This window comes from Cupriavidus basilensis (assembly GCF_029335485.1).
GTDB lineage: Bacteria > Pseudomonadota > Gammaproteobacteria > Burkholderiales > Burkholderiaceae > Cupriavidus > Cupriavidus basilensis_E.
In genome coordinates, this window is the sequence record NZ_JARJLM010000493.1 from 1 (window position 1) to 19,417 (window position 19,417).

14 protein-coding genes and 1 tRNA gene are annotated in these 19,417 nt (G+C 62.4%); all 15 read right to left on the reverse strand.

The window, feature by feature from the left end; all coding sequences use genetic code 11:
- A partial coding sequence (locus P3W85_RS30450) for a GTP-binding protein (RefSeq protein ID WP_035881081.1) occupies window positions 1-233 on the reverse strand: 233 nt, incomplete at its 3' end.
- A gap of 77 nt (window positions 234-310) precedes the next feature.
- On the reverse strand, window positions 311-2,413 hold the full coding sequence (gene fusA / locus P3W85_RS30455) for an elongation factor G (protein ID WP_017224520.1): 2,103 nt from the start codon (window positions 2,411-2,413) through the stop codon (window positions 311-313).
- Window positions 2,414-2,534: 121 nt separating this feature from the next.
- Window positions 2,535-3,005: a 30S ribosomal protein S7 gene (rpsG, locus tag P3W85_RS30460; RefSeq protein ID WP_017224519.1), complete on the reverse strand. Its 471-nt coding sequence runs from the start codon at window positions 3,003-3,005 to the stop codon at window positions 2,535-2,537.
- Window positions 3,006-3,229: 224 nt separating this feature from the next.
- Window positions 3,230-3,607 carry a 30S ribosomal protein S12 gene (rpsL, locus tag P3W85_RS30465; protein ID WP_006162330.1) on the reverse strand — a complete coding sequence of 126 codons (378 nt, stop codon included), beginning with the start codon at window positions 3,605-3,607 and terminating at the stop codon, window positions 3,230-3,232.
- A 402-nt stretch (window positions 3,608-4,009) separates the two neighbouring features.
- Window positions 4,010-5,863 carry a DNA helicase RecQ gene (gene recQ, locus P3W85_RS30470; protein WP_017224518.1) on the reverse strand — a complete coding sequence of 618 codons (1,854 nt, stop codon included), beginning with the start codon at window positions 5,861-5,863 and terminating at the stop codon, window positions 4,010-4,012.
- A gap of 394 nt (window positions 5,864-6,257) precedes the next feature.
- Window positions 6,258-6,485, reverse strand: a complete 228-nt coding sequence (locus P3W85_RS30475; protein ID WP_276267512.1) for a hypothetical protein — start codon at window positions 6,483-6,485, stop codon at window positions 6,258-6,260.
- A 102-nt stretch (window positions 6,486-6,587) separates the two neighbouring features.
- On the reverse strand, window positions 6,588-10,832 hold the full coding sequence (rpoC, locus tag P3W85_RS30480) for a DNA-directed RNA polymerase subunit beta' (RefSeq protein WP_017224516.1): 4,245 nt from the start codon (window positions 10,830-10,832) through the stop codon (window positions 6,588-6,590).
- A 127-nt stretch (window positions 10,833-10,959) separates the two neighbouring features.
- Window positions 10,960-15,066, reverse strand: a complete 4,107-nt coding sequence (gene rpoB / locus P3W85_RS30485; RefSeq protein WP_017224515.1) for a DNA-directed RNA polymerase subunit beta — start codon at window positions 15,064-15,066, stop codon at window positions 10,960-10,962.
- A 421-nt stretch (window positions 15,067-15,487) separates the two neighbouring features.
- Window positions 15,488-15,859: a 50S ribosomal protein L7/L12 gene (rplL, locus tag P3W85_RS30490; RefSeq protein WP_017224514.1), complete on the reverse strand. Its 372-nt coding sequence runs from the start codon at window positions 15,857-15,859 to the stop codon at window positions 15,488-15,490.
- 75 nt (window positions 15,860-15,934) lie between these two features.
- A complete protein-coding gene (gene rplJ, locus P3W85_RS30495; protein ID WP_017224513.1) occupies window positions 15,935-16,483 on the reverse strand; it encodes a 50S ribosomal protein L10 in 549 nt (182 codons plus the stop codon).
- Window positions 16,484-16,915: 432 nt separating this feature from the next.
- A complete protein-coding gene (gene rplA, locus P3W85_RS30500; RefSeq protein WP_017224512.1) occupies window positions 16,916-17,611 on the reverse strand; it encodes a 50S ribosomal protein L1 in 696 nt (231 codons plus the stop codon).
- Window positions 17,612-18,043 (reverse strand): 50S ribosomal protein L11, encoded by a 432-nt coding sequence (gene rplK / locus P3W85_RS30505; protein ID WP_006162338.1) that lies wholly within the window; start codon window positions 18,041-18,043, stop codon window positions 17,612-17,614.
- Window positions 18,044-18,222: 179 nt separating this feature from the next.
- A complete protein-coding gene (nusG, locus tag P3W85_RS30510) occupies window positions 18,223-18,804 on the reverse strand; it encodes a transcription termination/antitermination protein NusG (RefSeq protein ID WP_017224511.1) in 582 nt (193 codons plus the stop codon).
- A 10-nt stretch (window positions 18,805-18,814) separates the two neighbouring features.
- On the reverse strand, window positions 18,815-19,195 hold the full coding sequence (gene secE, locus P3W85_RS30515) for a preprotein translocase subunit SecE (RefSeq protein WP_006162342.1): 381 nt from the start codon (window positions 19,193-19,195) through the stop codon (window positions 18,815-18,817).
- Between the two features lie 61 nt (window positions 19,196-19,256).
- Window positions 19,257-19,332, reverse strand: a tRNA-Trp gene (locus P3W85_RS30520).
- Window positions 19,333-19,417 lie beyond the last annotated feature (85 nt).

Consider the following 19,417-nt stretch of genomic DNA (forward strand, 5'->3'; position numbering starts at 1 on the left):
GCGTAGTGGCGGTTAGCCGTTTCGTACTCGACGTGCGCGGTGTTGATGGTAATACCGCGTGCCTTTTCTTCCGGCGCTGCGTCGATTTCGTCGTACTTCTTGGCGGCACCGCCAAACTTCGCTGCCAGCACCGTGGCGATTGCGGCCGTCAGCGTGGTCTTGCCATGGTCAACGTGACCAATCGTGCCAACGTTCACGTGCGGCTTAGTCCGCTCGAACTTTTCCTTTGCCATTTTTCAGCTCCTAATCGAAACCAGTATGTCGTGTTCATATAGCCACCGCGCACAACGCGCGGCGGCGGATTTTTTACTTACTTGCCACGGGCCGTGATCACGGCGTCGGCTACGTTCTTCGGAGCTTCAGCGTAGTGCTTGAACTCCATCGTGTACGTAGCGCGGCCTTGGGTGGCCGAACGCAGCGAAGTCGAGTAGCCGAACATCTCTGCCAGCGGAACTTCCGCGCGCAGGATCTTGCCACCGCCGACGATGTCGTCCATGCCCTGGATAATGCCGCGACGCGACGACAGATCGCCCATCACGTTACCCATGAAGTCTTCCGGCGTTTCCACTTCCACGGCCATCATCGGCTCGAGCAGCACCGGGTTGGCGCGGCGCATGCCTTCCTTGAAGCCCATGGAACCGGCCATCTTGAACGCGTTTTCGTTCGAGTCCACATCGTGGTACGAACCGAAGAACAGCGTGACCTTGACGTCGACCACCGGGAAGCCTGCCAGAACGCCGGCGTTCAGGGTTTCCTGAATACCCTTGTCCACTGCGGGGATGTACTCGCGCGGCACCACACCGCCCTTGATGGCGTCGACGAACTCGTAGCCCTTGCCCGGTTCCTGCGGCTCGAGCTTGAGCACCACGTGACCGTACTGGCCACGGCCGCCCGACTGCTTGACGAACTTGCCTTCCACTTCGTCGCAGTTCTTGCGGATGGTTTCGCGGTAGGCAACCTGGGGCTTGCCCACGGTGGCTTCCACGCCGAATTCACGCTTCATGCGGTCGACCAGAATTTCCAGGTGGAGCTCGCCCATGCCCGAAATGATGGTCTGGCCGGATTCTTCGTCGGTCTTGACGCGGAACGACGGATCTTCCTGTGCCAGGCGGTTCAGGGCGATGCCCATCTTTTCCTGGTCAGCCTTGGTCTTCGGCTCGACAGCCTGCGAAATCACCGGCTCCGGGAACACCATGCGTTCCAGGATGATGATGTGGTCCGGATCGCACAGCGTGTCGCCGGTGGTGGCTTCTTTCAGGCCAACCGCCGCGGCGATGTCGCCTGCCAGCACTTCCTTGATTTCTTCGCGCTGGTTGGCGTGCATCTGCAGAATACGGCCCAGGCGTTCCTTCTTGCTCTTGACCGGGTTGTAGATGGTGTCGCCCGAATTGACCTTGCCCGAGTAGACGCGGAAGAAGATCAGCTGACCAACGAACGGGTCGGTCATGATCTTGAACGCCAGCGCGGAGAACTTTTCGTCGTCCGCGGCACGGCGCACGACTTCCTTCTCGTCGTCGTCCACGCCCTTGACCGGCGGAATGTCGACCGGCGACGGCAGGAAGTCGATCACGGCGTCCAGCATACGCTGCACGCCCTTGTTCTTGAACGCGGTGCCGCACAGCATCGGCTGGATTTCGCAGGCGATGGTACGGTCGCGCAGACCCTTGATGATCTCGGCTTCGGACAGTTCGCCCTCTTCCAGATACTTGTTCATCAGGTCTTCGTTGGACTCGGCAGCTGCCTCGACCATCTTCTCGCGCCATTCGTTGCACGAGTCGGCCAGTTCAGCCGGGATGTCCACGTAGTCGAACTTGGTGCCCTGGCTGGCCTCGTCCCAGATGATCGCTTTCATCTTGATGAGGTCGACCACACCCTTGAAGGTGTCTTCGGCGCCGATCGGTACCACGACGGGAACCGGGCTGGCCTTCAGGCGGGTCTTCAGCTGGTCGTAGACCTTGAAGAAATTCGCGCCGGTACGGTCCATCTTGTTGACGAAGGCCAGGCGCGGCACGCCGTACTTGTTGGCCTGGCGCCACACGGTTTCCGACTGGGGCTGCACGCCACCCACTGCACAGTAGACCATGCAAGCGCCGTCCAGCACGCGCATGGAGCGCTCCACCTCGATGGTGAAGTCCACGTGGCCCGGGGTGTCGATGATGTTGATGCGGTGTTCCGGGTAATTGCCGGCCATGCCCTTCCAGAAGGCGGTGGTAGCAGCGGAGGTGATCGTGATGCCACGCTCCTGCTCCTGCTCCATCCAGTCCATCGTGGCGGCGCCATCATGCACTTCACCGATCTTGTGGTTCACACCGGTGTAGAACAGGATCCGCTCGGTCGTGGTGGTTTTACCCGCGTCAATGTGAGCCGAGATACCGATATTGCGGTAGCGCTCAATGGGAGTCTTACGAGCCACTTTAATCCTCTATTCGTCCGTGAGACGCCGGCATCTCATTGCCAACGCCCGTAACACAAACGGGCGAGCGTGTCATTACATACACAGCCCGCCCGGCAACCAACCGCGTAACTCGCGCGCTTTAGAAGCGGAAGTGCGAGAACGCCTTGTTGGCTTCGGCCATGCGGTGCACTTCGTCGCGCTTCTTCATTGCGCCGCCGCGGCCTTCCGATGCTTCCAGCAGCTCACCTGCCAGGCGCAGCGCCATCGACTTCTCGCTGCGTTTTTTCGCGGCCTCGCGCAGCCAACGCATCGCCAATGCCAAACGACGCGACGGACGGACTTCGACCGGAACCTGATAGTTGGCGCCGCCCACGCGACGGCTCTTCACTTCGACCACCGGCTTCACGTTGTTGATCGCAACGGAAAACACTTCTACCGGGGCCTTGCCTGCCTTCTTTTCGATCTGGTCGAACGCGCCATAAACGATACGTTCGGCAACCGACTTCTTGCCGTCCAGCATCAGCACGTTCATGAACTTGGCAACTTCAACGTTACCGAACTTCGGATCAGGCAGGATTTCCCGCTTGGGGACTTCACGACGACGTGGCATCTTCTTTCCTTTAGATTCAGTTGAGAGCGCGGCTAGTTCCCGCTCTCCGGCCACCAACAAGCTTGCCTTCCATTAAGGCAAATTCGCCGGGTGACCACTTACTCGACGGCACGGCGCATAAAACGCTCCGTTGTACCGCCGCCTGGTGACAGCACCATGACGCAACCGCCACAGGCCATCGTTTGTTACTGCGGGCTCTGCGCCCAGCTTGCCTGGCGTTAGCCTTAAGCAGCCTTCGGACGCTTCGCGCCGTACTTCGAACGTGCCTGGCGACGATCCTTCACGCCTTGCAAGTCCAGCGAGCCACGGACGATGTGGTAACGCACACCCGGCAAGTCCTTCACACGGCCGCCGCGGATCAGCACGACCGAGTGTTCTTGCAGGTTGTGGCCTTCACCGCCGATGTACGAGATGACCTCGAAACCGTTGGTCAGGCGCACCTTGGCGACCTTACGCAGTGCCGAGTTCGGCTTCTTCGGCGTCGTGGTGTACACGCGGGTGCACACGCCGCGACGCTGCGGGCAGTTCTCAAGTGCAGGGCTCTTGCTCTTTACGACTTCAGAGACACGCGGCTTGCGAACCAGTTGGTTGATAGTTGGCATTGTTCAATCCAGCTTGGTTTTACGGAAAAACACCCCATGGGCCACAAGCGATGGGCCGAGAGGCAACGACGGGTTTTGGGCGGGAGAAGTGAGCGAGCGCTCTAGAGACGGACCTGTGGAGGAACAGACTGGCCAAAGAGCGCGAGCTCGCTTGGGATCCCGCTGCGACCACACCACCCGGGCATCACATGATCCCCTGGCGGGCTTGCCGATTGCCGGCCGGTTCATGAAGGTTCGTGAACCAGGCACCACAAATCAGACAGGCGAGCGAAATCCAAAGCCAAAAACTCGAATCTGGCACTCTAGCAGGGAGAACGTAAACGGTCAAGTACCGATGAACTCCCGATAGAGGGGCCCGGGCAGGCCACGCGGCGGCGGTTCGCGGGAGATCCGAAACCGGGGCTAAACGGAAGCCAGCGCTTCAAGGATGGCATCGCCGTAGCGCTCCAGCTTGGCAGCGCCGATGCCGGGCACCTCGGCCATCGCCGTCAGCGAGTCCGGTGCGCTGCGCGCCAGTTCGGCGAGGGTGGCGTCGTGGAAGATCACGTAGGCCGGCACGCCATGCTCGCGCGCGGTTTCGGTGCGCCACTTGCGCAGCGCCTCCCAGTTGGCCAGCGCGTCCTCGTCCATGCCGGCGGTATGGTCGGTGCGGGTGCCCGTGCCGCGCGCGGTGCGCTCACCGCTCTTGGCCGGCTTGCTGGCCTGCCGGCGCAGCGTGATCTGCGTCTCGCCCTTGAGCACCGCACGCGCCGACTCGCCCAGCAGCAACGCGCCGTGCCCGCCGTGGTCGATCACCAGCAGGCCATGGGCGATCAACTGGCGGAAGATCGCGTGCCACTCCGATACGGAACGGTCAGCGCCGATGCCGAAGGTGGATACCTTGTCATGGCCCCACTGCCGGATCTTTTCCGAAGCGTTGCCGCGCAGCACGTCGACCATATGGGTCGCGCCAAAATGGACGCGGCTGGCCTGCGCGGTGCGGTAGACGCAGGACAGCGCCATCTGTGCCTCGCGGGTGCCGTCCCATGTCGCTGGCGGCTCCAGGCAGGTGTCGCAGTTGCCGCAAGGCTCGCTGGCTTCGTCGAAGTACGCCAGGATGCGCACGCGCCGGCAGCCCGCGGTCTCGCAGAGCCCCAGCAACGCGTCGAGCTTGGCGGAGGACACGCGCTTGTGGGCATCGTCGGCCTCGGACTCGTCGATCATGCGCTTTTGCTGGACCACATCGCCCAGGCCGTAGGCCATCCAGGCGTTGGCCGGCAGCCCGTCGCGGCCGGCGCGGCCCGTCTCCTGGTAGTAGCCCTCCATGCTCTTGGGCAGGTCCAGGTGGGCAACGAAGCGCACGTCTGGCTTGTCGATGCCCATGCCGAAGGCGATGGTGGCGACCATGATCACGCCCTCCTCTTCGCGGAAGCGGGCCTGGTGGTGCTGGCGCACGCCCGCGTCCATGCCGGCGTGGTACGCCAGCGCGTTGAGGCCCTGGCTGCTGAGGTAGCTGGCGGTGTCCTCCACCTTCTTGCGCGACAGGCAATAGACGATGCCGCTGTCATGGGTGCCGTCCGCGGCCAGGTGCTCCGCCTTGATGAAGGTCAGCAACTGCTGGCGCGCATTGTCCTTCTCGACGATGCGATAGCGGATATTGGGGCGGTCGAAGCTGGAGATGAAGACGCGCGCGTCCTGCAGCGCCAGGCGCTCGACGATCTCCTCGCGCGTGACCGAATCCGCGGTGGCCGTCAGCGCAATGCGCGGCACCTGCGGAAAGCGCTCGTGCAGCACCGAGAGCTGGATGTACTCGGGGCGGAAATCATGCCCCCACTGCGACACGCAGTGCGCCTCGTCGATGGCGAACACGCCGATACGGGTACGCTCCAGCAGGTCCTGGAAGCGCGGCGTCATCAGCCGCTCGGGCGCCACATAGAGGATCTCGAGCCGGCCGGCGAGCAGGTCGCGCTCCACCGCGGAGGCCTCGGCCCCGCTGAGCGTCGAATTCAGCACGGCCGCGCGCACGCCGGCCTCGGACAGCGCCGCCACCTGGTCCTGCATCAGCGCGATCAGCGGCGACACCACGATGCCGGTGCCGTGGCCGGCCCGCTGCCGCAGCAGCGCCGGAATCTGGTAGCACAGCGACTTGCCGCCGCCGGTCGGCATCAATACCAGGCAATCGCCACCCTCGGCCACATGGTCGATGATCTCCGCCTGGCGGCCACGGAAGGCATGGTAGCCGAATACATCCTTGAGAATGGCCAGGGCGCGCGACATAGCAACAGCTTGAAAAGAGGGTGAAACCGCGAAAGGCGTAACCATACCACCAAGCCCGCGGCGTACCGTATCCGGCTGTGACGAATGGTTTCCACATACGTACAGGTTGGCCGCCGACAGCAAAAGCCCGGACCGGGGCCGGGTATCCGCTTGCCGCGCACGGTTCAGGCCGGGCCACCTTCCGGCCGCTCGGGCCTGGGGATCCCCGAAGATATGCACAGGAAGGATGTCATCATCCAATTCAGGCAGAACAATATGCATCCGCTTAGCGCACATGGCTAAGGTTAGCCTGCCCTCAGGCCTCGTGGCCGGAGTGTCATTCAAAAATATGCATAGGATAAATATTCCAACGCATTCATGGCATTTTGATATTTATCCATCAAAAGGGAGCCGCTCAAACTGGGATGCGCTGCGGTACGGCGGCTTGGATATCGCCATGAATATGCAGCAGACAAATATCAATGCGCAATTCTGGAAGAACGATATCCCTCCCATACACGGCGATGCCGCCTTTGATCTCGATCTCATGCAGCACCTCCGGGCCGCCGGACTGCAAGTACCTGCGCGGATATGGCTGCCATCCGCCCTCGATGTGTGAACCGCCGGAGCGCACTGCATGCATTGCGCTCCGGCGTCTACGCAGCGGATAGAACAGGCAAAAAAATACCCGGCCGCAAGGGCCGGGTATCTTCATGCAGCTTGCTGCAGGTTCAGGCTGACAGTCTTAGACTGCGTCGCCCTCGCCTTCGGTCGTCGCCGGCACCACCGGCGGCTCGATGAAGAGCGACTGCTCTTCTTCGGAGATCGCCTGGGCGCGTTCGCGCTCGGCCGCCTCGCGTGCCTTGCGGGCACGGTGGTAGGCCAGACCGGTACCAGCGGGGATCAGTCGGCCAACGATCACGTTTTCCTTCAGACCACGCAGGTCGTCGGTCTTGCCCATGATCGCGGCTTCGGTCAGCACGCGGGTGGTTTCCTGGAACGATGCCGCCGAGATGAAGCTGTCGGTGGACAGCGACGCCTTGGTGATACCGAGCAACAGGTTTTCATACGTGGCCGGACGCTTGCCTTCGGCGATCACGCGATCGTTCTCGTCGAGCAGTTCCGAACGCTCCACCTGTTCACCCGGGATGAACTTGGTGTCGCCCACATCCGAGATCTGCACGCGGCGCAGCATCTGGCGCACGATCACTTCGATGTGCTTGTCGTTGATCTTCACGCCCTGCAGACGGTACACGTCCTGCACTTCGTCGACGATGTAGTGCGCCAGTTCCTCGATGCCCTTCAGGCGCAGGATGTCGTGCGGGTCCGCCGGACCTTCCACGATCATTTCGCCCTTGTTCACCACCTGGCCATCGTGCACCAGGACCTGCTTTTCCTTGGCGATCAGGAACTCGTGGGCGTTGCCGTCCAGGTCCGTAATCACCAGGCGTTGCTTGCCCTTGGTGTCCTTGCCGAACGACGTGGTACCGGTGACTTCCGCCAGCACGGCGGCGTCCTTCGGCGAACGCGCTTCGAACAGTTCGGCCACACGCGGCAGACCCCCGGTAATGTCGCGGGTCTTTTGCGATTCGGTCGGGATACGTGCGAGCACTTCACCCACATGCACCTGCTGGCCGTCCTTCACGGTAATCAGCGCGCCGACCTGGAAGCCGATGGTCACGGAGTGGTCCGTGCCCGGGATCTTCACTTCCTGGCCGTTGGCGTCGAGCAGCTTCACCTGCGGGCGCAGGCCCTTGGTGGCAGCCGTACGGCGCTTCGCATCGATCACCACGAGGGTCGACAGGCCGGTGACCTCGTCCATCTGCTTGGCGACGGTCACGCCTTCTTCGACGTTCTCGAACTTGGTCGTGCCGGTGTACTCCGACACGATCGGGCGCGTCAGTGCGTCCCACGTGGCCAGCTGCGTACCAGCCTTGATGGCCTGGCCGTCCTGCACCAGCAGCATCGCGCCGTACGGGATCTTGTGGCGTTCGCGCTCACGGCCATGGTCGTCGGTGATCAGGGTTTCGCCCGAACGCGAAATGACGATCAGCTCGCCCTTCGCATTGGTGACGTAACGCATGGTCGCCGTGAAACGCACGGTACCGGTTGCCTTCGCTTCCACGCTCGATGCCACTGCCGCACGCGATGCCGCGCCACCGATGTGGAACGTACGCATGGTCAGCTGCGTGCCCGGCTCGCCGATCGACTGGGCGGCGATCACGCCAACCGCTTCGCCGGAGTTCACCAGCACGCCGCGGCCCAGGTCGCGGCCATAGCACATGCCGCACAGGCCGTAGCGCGTGTCGCACGACAGCGGCGTGCGTACCTTCACTTCGTCCACGCCGATGGCGTCGATCATGTCGACCAGGTCTTCGTCCAGCAGGGTGCCGGCCTCGATCGCGGTTTCCTGGGTTTCAGGATTCACCACGTCGGTCACCGTCACACGGCCGAGAATACGGTCGCGCAGGGCTTCGATCACTTCACCGCCTTCGACCAGGGCCTTCATGGCCACGCCGTTGGTCGTGCCGCAATCGTCTTCCACCACCACCAGATCCTGCGTCACGTCGACCAGACGACGGGTCAGGTAACCCGAGTTCGCGGTCTTCAGTGCCGTATCCGCCAGGCCCTTACGCGCGCCGTGGGTGGAGATGAAGTACTGCAGAACGTTCAGGCCTTCACGGAAGTTCGCCGTAATCGGCGTTTCAATGATCGAGCCATCCGGCTTGGCCATCAGGCCACGCATGCCGGCCAGCTGACGGATCTGCGCAGCGGAACCGCGCGCGCCCGAGTCGGCCATCATGTAGATCGAGTTGAACGAGTCCTGCTTCACGGTGTTGCCGTGACGGTCGACCACGTCTTCGTGCTGGAGCTGCTCCATCATCGCCTTGCCCACCTGGTCGCCGGCGGCGCCCCAGATGTCCACGACGTTGTTGTAGCGTTCCTGGTCGGTCACCAGACCCGACATGTACTGCTTGTCGTATTCCTTGACTTTGGCTGCCGCGTCGGAAATGATCTTTTCCTTCTGCGGCGGCACCAGCATGTCGTCGATGGCGATCGAGATACCGGCGCGCGTTGCCAGGCGGAAACCCGACTGCAGCAGCTTGTCGGCGAAGATCACGGTTTCGCGCAGACCGCACTTGCGGAACGCGGTGTTGATCAGGCGCGAGATTTCCTTCTTCTTCAGCGGCTTGTTCAGCACCGAGAAAGGCAGGCCCTTGGGCAGGATCTCGGACATGATCGCGCGGCCGACCGTGGTGGCCTGCAGCGTGATCTTGGGCGCGAAGCGGGCATCGCCCACGGCGTCCTTGTCGACCAGTTCATACTCGGTGATACGCACGTTTACGCGGGAAGCCAGTTCGACTTCCTTGTTCTCGTAGGCGCGGATCACTTCGCTGATGTCGGCGAACGTCAGGCCTTCACCCTTGCCGTTGATCTTGTCGCGGGTCGTGTAGTACAGACCCAGCACCACGTCTTGCGACGGTACGATCGACGGGTCGCCGTTGGCCGGGAACAGCACGTTGTTGGAGGCCAGCATCAGGGTGCGGGCTTCCATCTGCGCTTCCAGCGACAGCGGGACGTGCACAGCCATCTGGTCACCGTCGAAGTCGGCGTTGAACGCCGCGCAGACGAGCGGGTGCAGCTGGATGGCCTTGCCTTCGATCAGCACCGGCTCGAACGCCTGGATACCCAGGCGGTGCAGCGTCGGCGCGCGGTTCAGCATGACCGGATGCTCGCGGATCACCTCTTCGAGGATGTCCCACACCACCGCGGTCTGGCTTTCCACTTCCTTCTTCGCCGCCTTGATGGTGGTGGCGATACCCATCGTTTCCAGCTTGTGGAAGATGAAGGGCTTGAACAGCTCGAGCGCCATCAGCTTGGGCAGGCCGCACTGGTGCAGCTTCAGGGTCGGGCCCACCACGATGACCGAACGGCCCGAGTAGTCGACGCGCTTGCCCAGCAGGTTCTGACGGAAACGGCCGCCCTTGCCCTTGATCATTTCGGCCAGCGACTTCAGCGGACGCTTGTTGGCGCCGGTCATCGCCTTGCCGCGACGGCCGTTGTCCAGCAGCGAGTCAACCGCTTCCTGCAGCATGCGCTTTTCGTTGCGCACGATGATCTCGGGCGCCTTCAGTTCGAGCAGGCGCTTCAGGCGGTTGTTACGGTTGATGACGCGGCGATACAGGTCGTTCAGGTCCGAGGTGGCGAAACGGCCGCCATCCAGCGGAACCAGCGGACGCAGTTCGGGCGGCAGCACCGGCAGCACTTCCAGGATCATCCATTCCGGCTTGATGCCCGAACGCTGGAACGCTTCCAGCACCTTCAGGCGCTTGGCGAACTTCTTGATCTTGGCTTCGGAACCGGTGGCTTGCAGCTCGGCGCGGATCGTTTCGATCTGCTTCTCGATGTCGATGCCGCGCAGCAGCTCACGGATGCCCTCGGCACCCATCATGGCCACGAACTCGCCTTCGCCGTACTCTTCGCACTTGGCGATGTAGTCGTCCTCGGACATGATCTGGCTGCGCTTGAGCGGCGTCATGCCGGGTTCGAGCACCACGAACGCTTCGAAGTACAGGACGCGTTCGATATCGCGCAGCGTCATGTCGAGCACCATGCCCAGACGCGACGGCAGCGACTTCAGGAACCAGATGTGCGCGGTCGGCGCGGCCAGTTCGATGTGGCCCATGCGCTCGCGGCGCACCTTGGCCAGCGTCACTTCAACGCCGCACTTCTCGCAGATCACGCCGCGGTGCTTCAGGCGCTTGTACTTGCCGCACAGGCACTCGTAGTCCTTGATCGGGCCAAAGATCTTGGCGCAGAACAGGCCATCGCGCTCGGGCTTGAAGGTCCGGTAGTTGATGGTTTCCGGCTTCTTCACTTCACCGTACGACCACGAACGGATCTTCTCCGGCGATGCCAGGCCGATCTTGATCGCGTCGAACTGCTCTTCCTGCTGAACCTGCTTAAAGAGATCGAGCAATGCTTTCATTGCAACTCCTTGTTTCGCCGCCAGCCCGACAGCATGTCGGGCCCGCGGCATTCATTCTGTGGGAAAACCGTAGCGGGCAATCGGCGGGAGACTGGCCGTTGCCGGCCTCCCGCGCTCTCTATCTCGATCAGTAGCGATCGAGGTCGATGTCGATACCCAGCGAACGGATTTCCTTCACCAGCACGTTGAACGATTCCGGCATGCCGGCGTCGATCGAGTGCTCGCCCTTGACGATGTTCTCGTAGACCTTGGTCCGGCCGTTCACGTCATCGGACTTGACCGTCAGCATTTCCTGCAGCACGTAGGAGGCGCCATAAGCTTCCAGCGCCCACACTTCCATTTCACCGAAACGCTGGCCACCGAACTGTGCCTTACCACCCAGCGGCTGCTGGGTCACCAGCGAGTACGGGCCGGTCGAACGCGCGTGCATCTTGTCGTCGACCAAGTGGTGCAGCTTCAGCATGTGCATCACGCCCAGCGTCACCGGACGCTCGAACGCTTCGCCGGTGCGGCCGTCGTGCAGCGTGACCTGTTGCTTGGAAGCGGTCAGGCCCATTTCCTTGGCGATCGCGTCCGGGTAGGCCAGGTCCAGCATGCGACGGATTTCGTCTTCATGCGCACCGTCGAACACCGGCGTGGCGAACGGCACACCCTTCTTCAGGTTGGTGGCCAGTTCCAGCACTTCGGCGTCGGACAGGCTGTCGAGGTCTTCCGGCTTGCCGCTCTCGTTGTAGATCTGGGCGAGCAACGGACGCAGTTCCTGCGCCTTGGCCTGCGCCTTGAGCATGGAGCCGATACGCTGGCCCAGACCGCGCGCGGCCCAGCCCAGGTGGGTTTCCAGAATCTGGCCCACGTTCATCCGCGACGGCACGCCCAGCGGGTTCAGCACGATGTCGGCAGGGGTACCGTCGGCCATGTAGGGCATGTCTTCGATCGGGACGATCTTGGACACCACACCCTTATTGCCGTGACGGCCTGCCATCTTGTCGCCAGGCTGCAGGCGGCGCTTGACGGCCAGGTACACCTTGACCATCTTGATCACGCCCGGCGGCAGTTCGTCGCCTTGCGTGAGCTTCTTGCGCTTTTCCTCGAAGGCCAGGTCGAACTCGTGACGCTTCTGCTCGATGGCTTCCTTGACGGCTTCCAGCTGGGCAGCGACTTCCTCGTCGGCCGGACGGATGTCGAACCAGTGGTACTTGTCCAGGTCGGCCAGGTACTCGCGGGTCAGCTTGGCGCCCTTGGCCAGCTTCTTCGGACCGCCGTTGACGGTCTTGTCGAGCAGCAGGCGTTCCAGACGCTGGAAGGCGTCGCCTTCGACGATGCGCAGCTGGTCGTTCAGGTCCAGGCGGTAGCGCTTCAGTTCGTCGTCGATGATCGACTGGGCGCGCTTGTCGCGGGTCACGCCTTCGCGGGTGAAGACCTGGACGTCGATCACGATGCCGCTCATGCCCGAGGGCACGCGCAGCGAGGTGTCCTTCACGTCCGAAGCCTTCTCGCCGAAGATCGCGCGCAGCAGCTTTTCTTCCGGGGTCAGCTGGGTCTCGCCCTTGGGCGTGACCTTGCCGACCAGCACGTCGCCGGCTTCCACTTCGGCACCGATGTAGGTGATGCCGGACTCGTCCAGACGCGCCAGCTGCGCTTCGGCGAGGTTGGAGATGTCGCGGGTGATTTCTTCCGGTCCCAGCTTGGTGTCGCGGGCGACGACCGACAGTTCCTCGATGTGGATCGAGGTGTAGCGGTCTTCGGCAACCACGCGTTCGGAGATCAGGATCGAATCTTCGAAGTTGTAGCCGTTCCACGGCATGAACGCCACCAGCATGTTCTGGCCGAGCGCGAGCTCGCCCAGGTCGGTCGAGGCGCCGTCGGCGATCACGTCGCCGCGGGCGACGAAGTCGCCGACCTTGACCATCGGACGCTGGTTGATGTTGGTGTTCTGGTTCGAGCGCGTGTACTTGATCAGGTTGTAGATGTCCACGCCGACTTCGCCTGCAACGGCTTCATCGTCGTTCACGCGGATCACGATACGCATCGCATCGACGTAGTCCACCACGCCGCCACGGGTGGCCTGCACGGCGGTACCCGAGTCGACCGCGACGGTACGCTCGATGCCGGTACCCACCAGCGGCTTGTCCGGGCGCAGGCAAGGCACGGCCTGGCGCTGCATGTTGGCGCCCATCAGTGCACGGTTCGCGTCATCGTGCTCGAGGAACGGCACCAGCGATGCTGCCGCGGACACGATCTGCGAAGGCGCCACGTCGATGTACTGGACGCGGTCCGGCGTGACCATACGGGTTTCACGCTCGCTGCCTTCACGCGACGACACCAGTTCGTCGATCAGGGTACCGTCGGCGTCGACGGTGGCGTTGGCCTGCGCGACCACGTACTTGCCTTCCTCGATGGCGGACAGGTAGTCGACCTGGTCGGTCAGCTTGCTGTCGACCACCTTGCGGTACGGCGTTTCCAGGAAGCCGTACTCGTTCAGGCGGGCATACAGTGCCAGCGAGTTGATCAGGCCAATGTTCGGGCCTTCCGGCGTTTCGATCGGGCACACGCGGCCATAGTGGGTCGGGTGCACGTCGCGGACTTCAAAGCCTGCGCGCTCGCGGGTAAGACCGCCCGGGCCCAGTGCGGAGACACGGCGCTTGTGCGTGATCTCGGACAGCGGGTTGGTCTGGTCCATGAACTGCGACAGCTGCGACGAACCGAAGAACTCGCGGATGGCCGAGGAAATCGGCTTCGAGTTGATCAGGTCGTGCGGCATCAGGTTTTCGGTCTCGGCCTGGCCCAGACGTTCCTTGACGGCGCGCTCCACGCGCGACAGGCCGGCGCGGAACTGGTTTTCAGCCAGTTCGCCGACGCAACGCACGCGACGATTGCCCAGGTGATCGATGTCATCGACCTCGCCCTTGCCGTTGCGCAGGTTGACCAGGATCTTGATGGTCTCGAGGATGTCCTCGTCCTGCAGCACCATGCTGCCTTCGCCGCTCGGGCGGCCCAGGCGGCTGTTGACCTTCATGCGGCCAACGCGCGACAGGTCGTACGACTCTTCGCTGTAGAACAGGCGCTGGAACAGGGCTTCCACCGCGTCTTCGGTCGGCGGCTCGCCGGGACGCATCATGCGGTAGATGGCGATACGCGCAGCGGTCTGGTCGGCGGTATCGTCCACGCGCAGGGTCTGCGACATGTACGGACCTTGGTCCAGATCGTTGGTGTACAGGGTCTGGATCTGCTTGACGCCGGCTTCGCGCAGGTTTTCCAGCACGGTTTCGGTCAGCTCGTCGTTGGCGTTGGCAATCACTTCGCCGGTATCCGGGTCGATGATGTTCTTCGCCAGCACGCGGCCGAGCAGATAGTCTTCCGGCACGCTGATCAGCTTGGTGCCGGCGGAATCCAGGTCACGGATGTGCTTGGCGTTGATCCGCTTGTCCTTCTCCACCACGACGCGGCCGTTCTTGTCGGCGATGTCGAAGCGCGCGACTTCGCCGCGCAGGCGCTCGGGCACGAACTCCATCTGCGCGCCTTCCGACTGCAGGGTGAAGTTGTCGAACACGAAGAAGTGCGCGAGGATTTGCTCGGGCGTCAGGCCGATCGACTTCAGCAGGATCGTCACCGGCATCTTGCGGCGGCGGTCGACGCGGAAGTACAGGATGTCCTTCGGGTCGAACTCGAAGTCGAGCCACGAACCGCGGTAGGGAATGATACGCGCCGAGAACAGCAGCTTGCCCGAGCTGTGGGTCTTGCCCTTGTCGTGCTCGAAGAACACGCCAGGCGAGCGGTGCAGCTGCGAGACGATCACACGCTCGGTACCGTTGATCACGAACGAACCGGTCGACGTCATGAGCGGAATTTCGCCCATGTAGACTTCCTGTTCCTTCACTTCCTTGACCTTGCCCGGATTTTCCCGATCGTTGATGATCAGGCGCACCTTGGCACGCAGGGCCGAGTGGAAGGTCAGGCCACGCTGTTGACATTCCTTGACATCGAACGGCGGGTTGGAGAGATGGTAGGAGACGAACTCCATACGGGCGAGCCCGTTGTGCGACACAATCGGGAAGATTGCACTGAAAGCCGCTTGCAGGCCCTCTGTTTTGCGACGCGAGGGTGGCGTATCCTCTTGCAGAAACTGAGTGTAGGATTCAATCTGGGTGGCAAGCAGGAAAGGAACCTGGTGAACCGTCGCGCGCTTCGCAAAACTTTTGCGAATGCGCTTCTTTTCGGTGAAGCTGTACGCCATGGGATCTCCGAATCATCGCAGGGCTGGCTGGACCTGGCGCAGCACCTGAGGTGTTCAGCGACTGGGAGGGGATTTGGCGGTTGGCCGCTACCAACCTCTGGCTGACGGTGTCCGCACGCTGCGAGCCGGCAGAAACGACGCGATGCGCCATACCGGCTCGGGGAACACCCGACCAAACTTGTCTTCTGCAGTCGGTTCAGAAGACAAACATCAGCAGCCACCTAGTGTGCCACTGATGTTTGGCCTCTGCTGAAGCTTAGGCATCGGCCCAGTCTTCAAGCATTGTTTGCGCCACTTTTTTGCACTGATTTGCGCTGCGGGTGCCGGATAAAACACACATCGCAGAAGCGCAAAAAGGCTGGCGCCGGGAATCTCCCTTTGCCAGCCCCATTCGCGTGCCGAAGGGGCACGCGAGCACAGCTTACTTGACTTCGACCTTTGCGCCGGCGTCTTCCAGCTTCTTCTTGGCGTCGGCTGCAGCAGCCTTGTCCACGCCTTCCTTGACAGCCTTCGGTGCGCCGTCGACCAGATCCTTGGCTTCCTTCAGGCCCAGGCCGGTGATTTCGCGGACAGCCTTAATCACGCCAACCTTGTTCGCGCCGATTTCCGACAGGATAACGTTGAACTCGGTTTGCTCTTCAGCGACAGCAGCGCCGGCGCCCGGGGCAGCAGCCACGGCCATCGAAGCGGCGGACACGCCAAACTTTTCTTCGAACGCCTTGACCAGGTCGTTCAGTTCCATCACGGACATCGAGCCTACGGCTTCGAGGATGTCGTCTTTGCTGATTGCCATTTGGAATACTCCTGCTAAATGTGATTCGGTATCGGTAATGCGATCTTGATGAGCCAGGCTGCGTGGGCTTTCGCCTCAGGCAGCAGCGCCTTCGCTCTCGGCGGCGGCAGCAGCGCCTTCGCCTTCGGCAGGGGCGCCTTCGCTCTTCTTGGCGGCCAGTGCAGCCAGCAGACGGGCGAAGCCCGACACCGGTGCCTGCATCACGCCAAGCAGCTGAGCAATCAGTTCATCGCGGCTCGGGATCGAGGCCAGTGCCTTGACGGCAGCAGCATCGAGCACGTTGCCGTCGTACGACGCTGCGCGCAGAACCAACTTGTCGTTGGTCTTGGCAAAGTCGTTCAGAACCTTGGCCGACGACACTGCATCTTCGGAAATACCGTAGATCAGCGGACCGGTCATTTGCTCTGCGAGGCCGGCAAACGGCGTGCCTTCCACGGCGCGGCGGGCCAGCGTGTTCTTCAGAACGCGCAGGTACACGCCTTGCTCGCGGGCCTTGGCGCGCAGCTTGGTCAGATCGCCAACCGCAATGCCGCGATATTCGGCAACGACGATGGTCTGGGCTTTAGCGACTTGCGCCGAAACCTCAGCAACGACGGCCTTCTTATCTTCAATATTGAGTGGCACGGTTAAGCTCCAAAACGATGCTTGTTCCCCGGATCGTCCGGGGCACGCACATCAGTCCAAACGAACGGCGTCCGATTGGCCCGAATCACCCGGGTCATTGCCCGGATTCTTCAATCCCTCGGGTGCGCCATCTGCGCTGGTGGGCCGGGAGGCGCAGCAGCAGGGCCGAAAGCCACGCTGCGTACGTTCCGTCCGATTAAGGCGAGGCTGCCAGACTACGGCCGCACCGCCACCAGCGGTCTTTGATAACCAGCGGTGCCTGCCCCGCGCTTGCGCACCGGCGGGCACCACTGCCCAAAGCCTTGCTCCCTTCGTTTCGCGGCGCCCGTCTGGGCCCCGCCTGACTCGGGAGACGATCCCGGCCTGGGCCAGGATCTTCCATTCTTTACACGGGGCGACGTTATCGGGTTCGCCCTGCGTTTGCCGCCAGCCTCAGGCCGACAGCGAAGCCTGTTCCACGCGCACGCCAACGCCCATGGTGGACGACACGGCGATCTTGCGCAGGTACACGCCCTTGCTGGTAGCCGGCTTCGACTTCACCAGGGCTTCGATCAGCGCGCTCAGGTTGCGCTTCAGATCGGCGTCCTGGAACGAGCGGCGGCCAATGGTGGCGTGGATGATACCGGCCTTGTCGACGCGGTATTGCACCTGACCGGCCTTGGCGTTCTTCACTGCCTGGGCCACGTCGGGGGTAACCGTGCCAACCTTCGGGTTCGGCATCAGGCCGCGCGGGCCCAGGATCTGGCCCAGCGTACCAACGATACGCATGGTGTCCGGCGAAGCGATCACCACGTCGAAGTTCAGGTTACCGGCCTTGACTTGCTCGGCCAGGTCTTCCATGCCGACGATGTCTGCACCGGCTGCCTTGGCAGCTTCGGCCTTTTCGCCTTGGGCGAACACAGCCACGCGGACCGACTTGCCGGTACCGGCAGGCAGCACCACGGAGCCACGAACCACCTGGTCCGACTTCTTCGCGTCGATGCCGAGTTGCACGGCAACGTCGATCGACTCGTCGAACTTGGCCGATGCGCATTCCTTCACCAGGCCCAGGGCCTCGTCGATCGGGTAGAACTTGGTGCGCTCGATCTTCGCCTTGTTGGCGGCGGTGCGCTTGGAAACCTTAGCCATTTACAGACCCTCCACGGTGATGCCCATCGAACGAGCCGAACCGGCGATGGTACGCACGGCGGCGTCCAGATCGGCAGCGGTCAGGTCAGCGTTCTTCGCCTTGGCGATTTCTTCAGCCTGGGCGCGGGTGATCTTGCCGACCTTGTCGGTATGCGGCTTGGCCGAACCCTTGGTCAGGCCAGCGGCCTTCTTGATCAGCACGGTCGCCGGGGGCGACTTCATCACGAAGGTGAAGCTCTTGTCGGCGAAGGCGGTAATCACCACCGGCACCGGCAGGCCGGGTTCCATACCTTGGGTCTGCGCGTTGAACGCCTTGCAGAACTCCATGATGTTCAGACCGCGTTGACCCAGTGCGGGGCCCACGGGCGGGGAGGGATTTGCCTTACCAGCCGGAATTTGCAGCTTGATAAAGCCAATGATCTTCTTGGCCATATTTACTCCAATCCGGACCGCTTCCTGGAGGAATGCGATCCTGTTGAGTCGTAGCGCGCTATCGCTGCTGGGGCGGTTCATCCACCCCGGCCAGCCTCACGCTCCTCTTGTGGCCGGCCCCTTGCGGGACTGGCCGCGCATTTTTTACCGGCCTCGCGGCCAGCATAAAACGCGAAAACTTAAACTTTTTCGACCTGGCCGAACTCGAGTTCCACCGGGGTAGCACGCCCGAAGATCGTGACCGAGACGCGCAGGCGCGATTTCTCGTAATTCACTTCCTCGACATTGCCGTTGAAGTCGGTGAAAGGACCGTCCTTGACGCGTACCATTTCGCCCACTTCGAACAGCGTCTTGGGACGCGGCTTCTCGACCCCTTCCTGCATCTGGGTCATGATCTTGTCGACTTCCTTCTGGGAAATCGGGCTCGGGCGATTGCGCGCGCCGCCCACGAAACCGGTGACCTTGCTGGTGTTCTTCACCAGGTGCCAGGTTTCGTCGGTCATTTCCATCTCGACCAGCACGTAACCCGGGAAGAAGCGGCGCTCGGTGACAGACTTCTGCCCACCCTTGATTTCAACCACTTCTTCGGACGGGACCAGGATGCGGCCAAACTTGTCCTGCATCTCGGCGCGTTCAATGCGCTCCTGCAACGCGCGCTGCACGCTCTTTTCCATGCCGGAATAAGCGTGCACCACGTACCAGCGCTTCTTCGACGAAGGCGATTCCGCTGCCGGGGCTTCCTGTTGTGCGTTGTCCGTCATGTTCTATCCTTCATTTCCAGCCCAGCACGAGCGAAAAGATGACCCACTCGATGAGCTTGTCCGCTGACCACAGGAACACGGCCATGATCACGACAAAAACGAACACCAGGCCCGTCATCTGCCCGGCTTCCTTGCGGGTCGGCCAGACGACCTTGCGGACTTCCCGATACGATTCCTTGGAGAAACCGATGAAGTCCTTGCCTGGCGCCGAGACCAGCGCGACCACCACGCCCAGCGCAATACCGCCAAACAGCGCGGCGCCGCGCACATAGGAGGGCTGCTGTGCCAGGGCATAGAAACCGATGACGCCGGCAACCACCAGTAGCACCGCGGCGCCCAGCAACCACTTACCGCTGGCGGCGTTGACGGTTTCGACGTTGGGATTGGCCATGTTTCGCAAACGAGACTAAGCCGCGTCACGACATTCTCTATCGCGACGCGGCTGATTGAATTGGCAGGGGCAGAGGGAATCGAACCCCCAACCTTCGGTTTTGGAGACCGACGCTCTGCCAGTTGAGCTATACCCCTAAAACAACTTTGGGGTCGGCGCTTGCGCCAACCCCTCTGGCAACGAATACGGCCGGTTGGTGCCGTATCCGCTGATCGACCTTAT

What these genes read in the sequence shown, in the direction of transcription:
- rplA (WP_017224512.1), bottom strand. Translation starts at nt 17,611, where the DNA reads ATGGCTAAGGTTTCCAAGCGCACCGCCGCCAACAAGGCGAAGATCGAG.
- rpoB (WP_017224515.1), bottom strand. Translation starts at nt 15,066, where the DNA reads ATGGCGTACAGCTTCACCGAAAAGAAGCGCATTCGCAAAAGTTTTGCG.
- recQ (WP_017224518.1), bottom strand. Translation starts at nt 5,863, where the DNA reads ATGTCGCGCGCCCTGGCCATTCTCAAGGATGTATTCGGCTACCATGCC.
- rpsL (WP_006162330.1), bottom strand. Translation starts at nt 3,607, where the DNA reads ATGCCAACTATCAACCAACTGGTTCGCAAGCCGCGTGTCTCTGAAGTC.
- rpsG (WP_017224519.1), bottom strand. Translation starts at nt 3,005, where the DNA reads ATGCCACGTCGTCGTGAAGTCCCCAAGCGGGAAATCCTGCCTGATCCG.
- rpoC (WP_017224516.1), bottom strand. Translation starts at nt 10,832, where the DNA reads ATGAAAGCATTGCTCGATCTCTTTAAGCAGGTTCAGCAGGAAGAGCAG.
- rplK (WP_006162338.1), bottom strand. Translation starts at nt 18,043, where the DNA reads ATGGCCAAGAAGATCATTGGCTTTATCAAGCTGCAAATTCCGGCTGGT.
- P3W85_RS30475 (WP_276267512.1), bottom strand. Translation starts at nt 6,485, where the DNA reads ATGCATGCAGTGCGCTCCGGCGGTTCACACATCGAGGGCGGATGGCAG.
- nusG (WP_017224511.1), bottom strand. Translation starts at nt 18,804, where the DNA reads ATGACGGACAACGCACAACAGGAAGCCCCGGCAGCGGAATCGCCTTCG.
- secE (WP_006162342.1), bottom strand. Translation starts at nt 19,195, where the DNA reads ATGGCCAATCCCAACGTCGAAACCGTCAACGCCGCCAGCGGTAAGTGG.
- rplL (WP_017224514.1), bottom strand. Translation starts at nt 15,859, where the DNA reads ATGGCAATCAGCAAAGACGACATCCTCGAAGCCGTAGGCTCGATGTCC.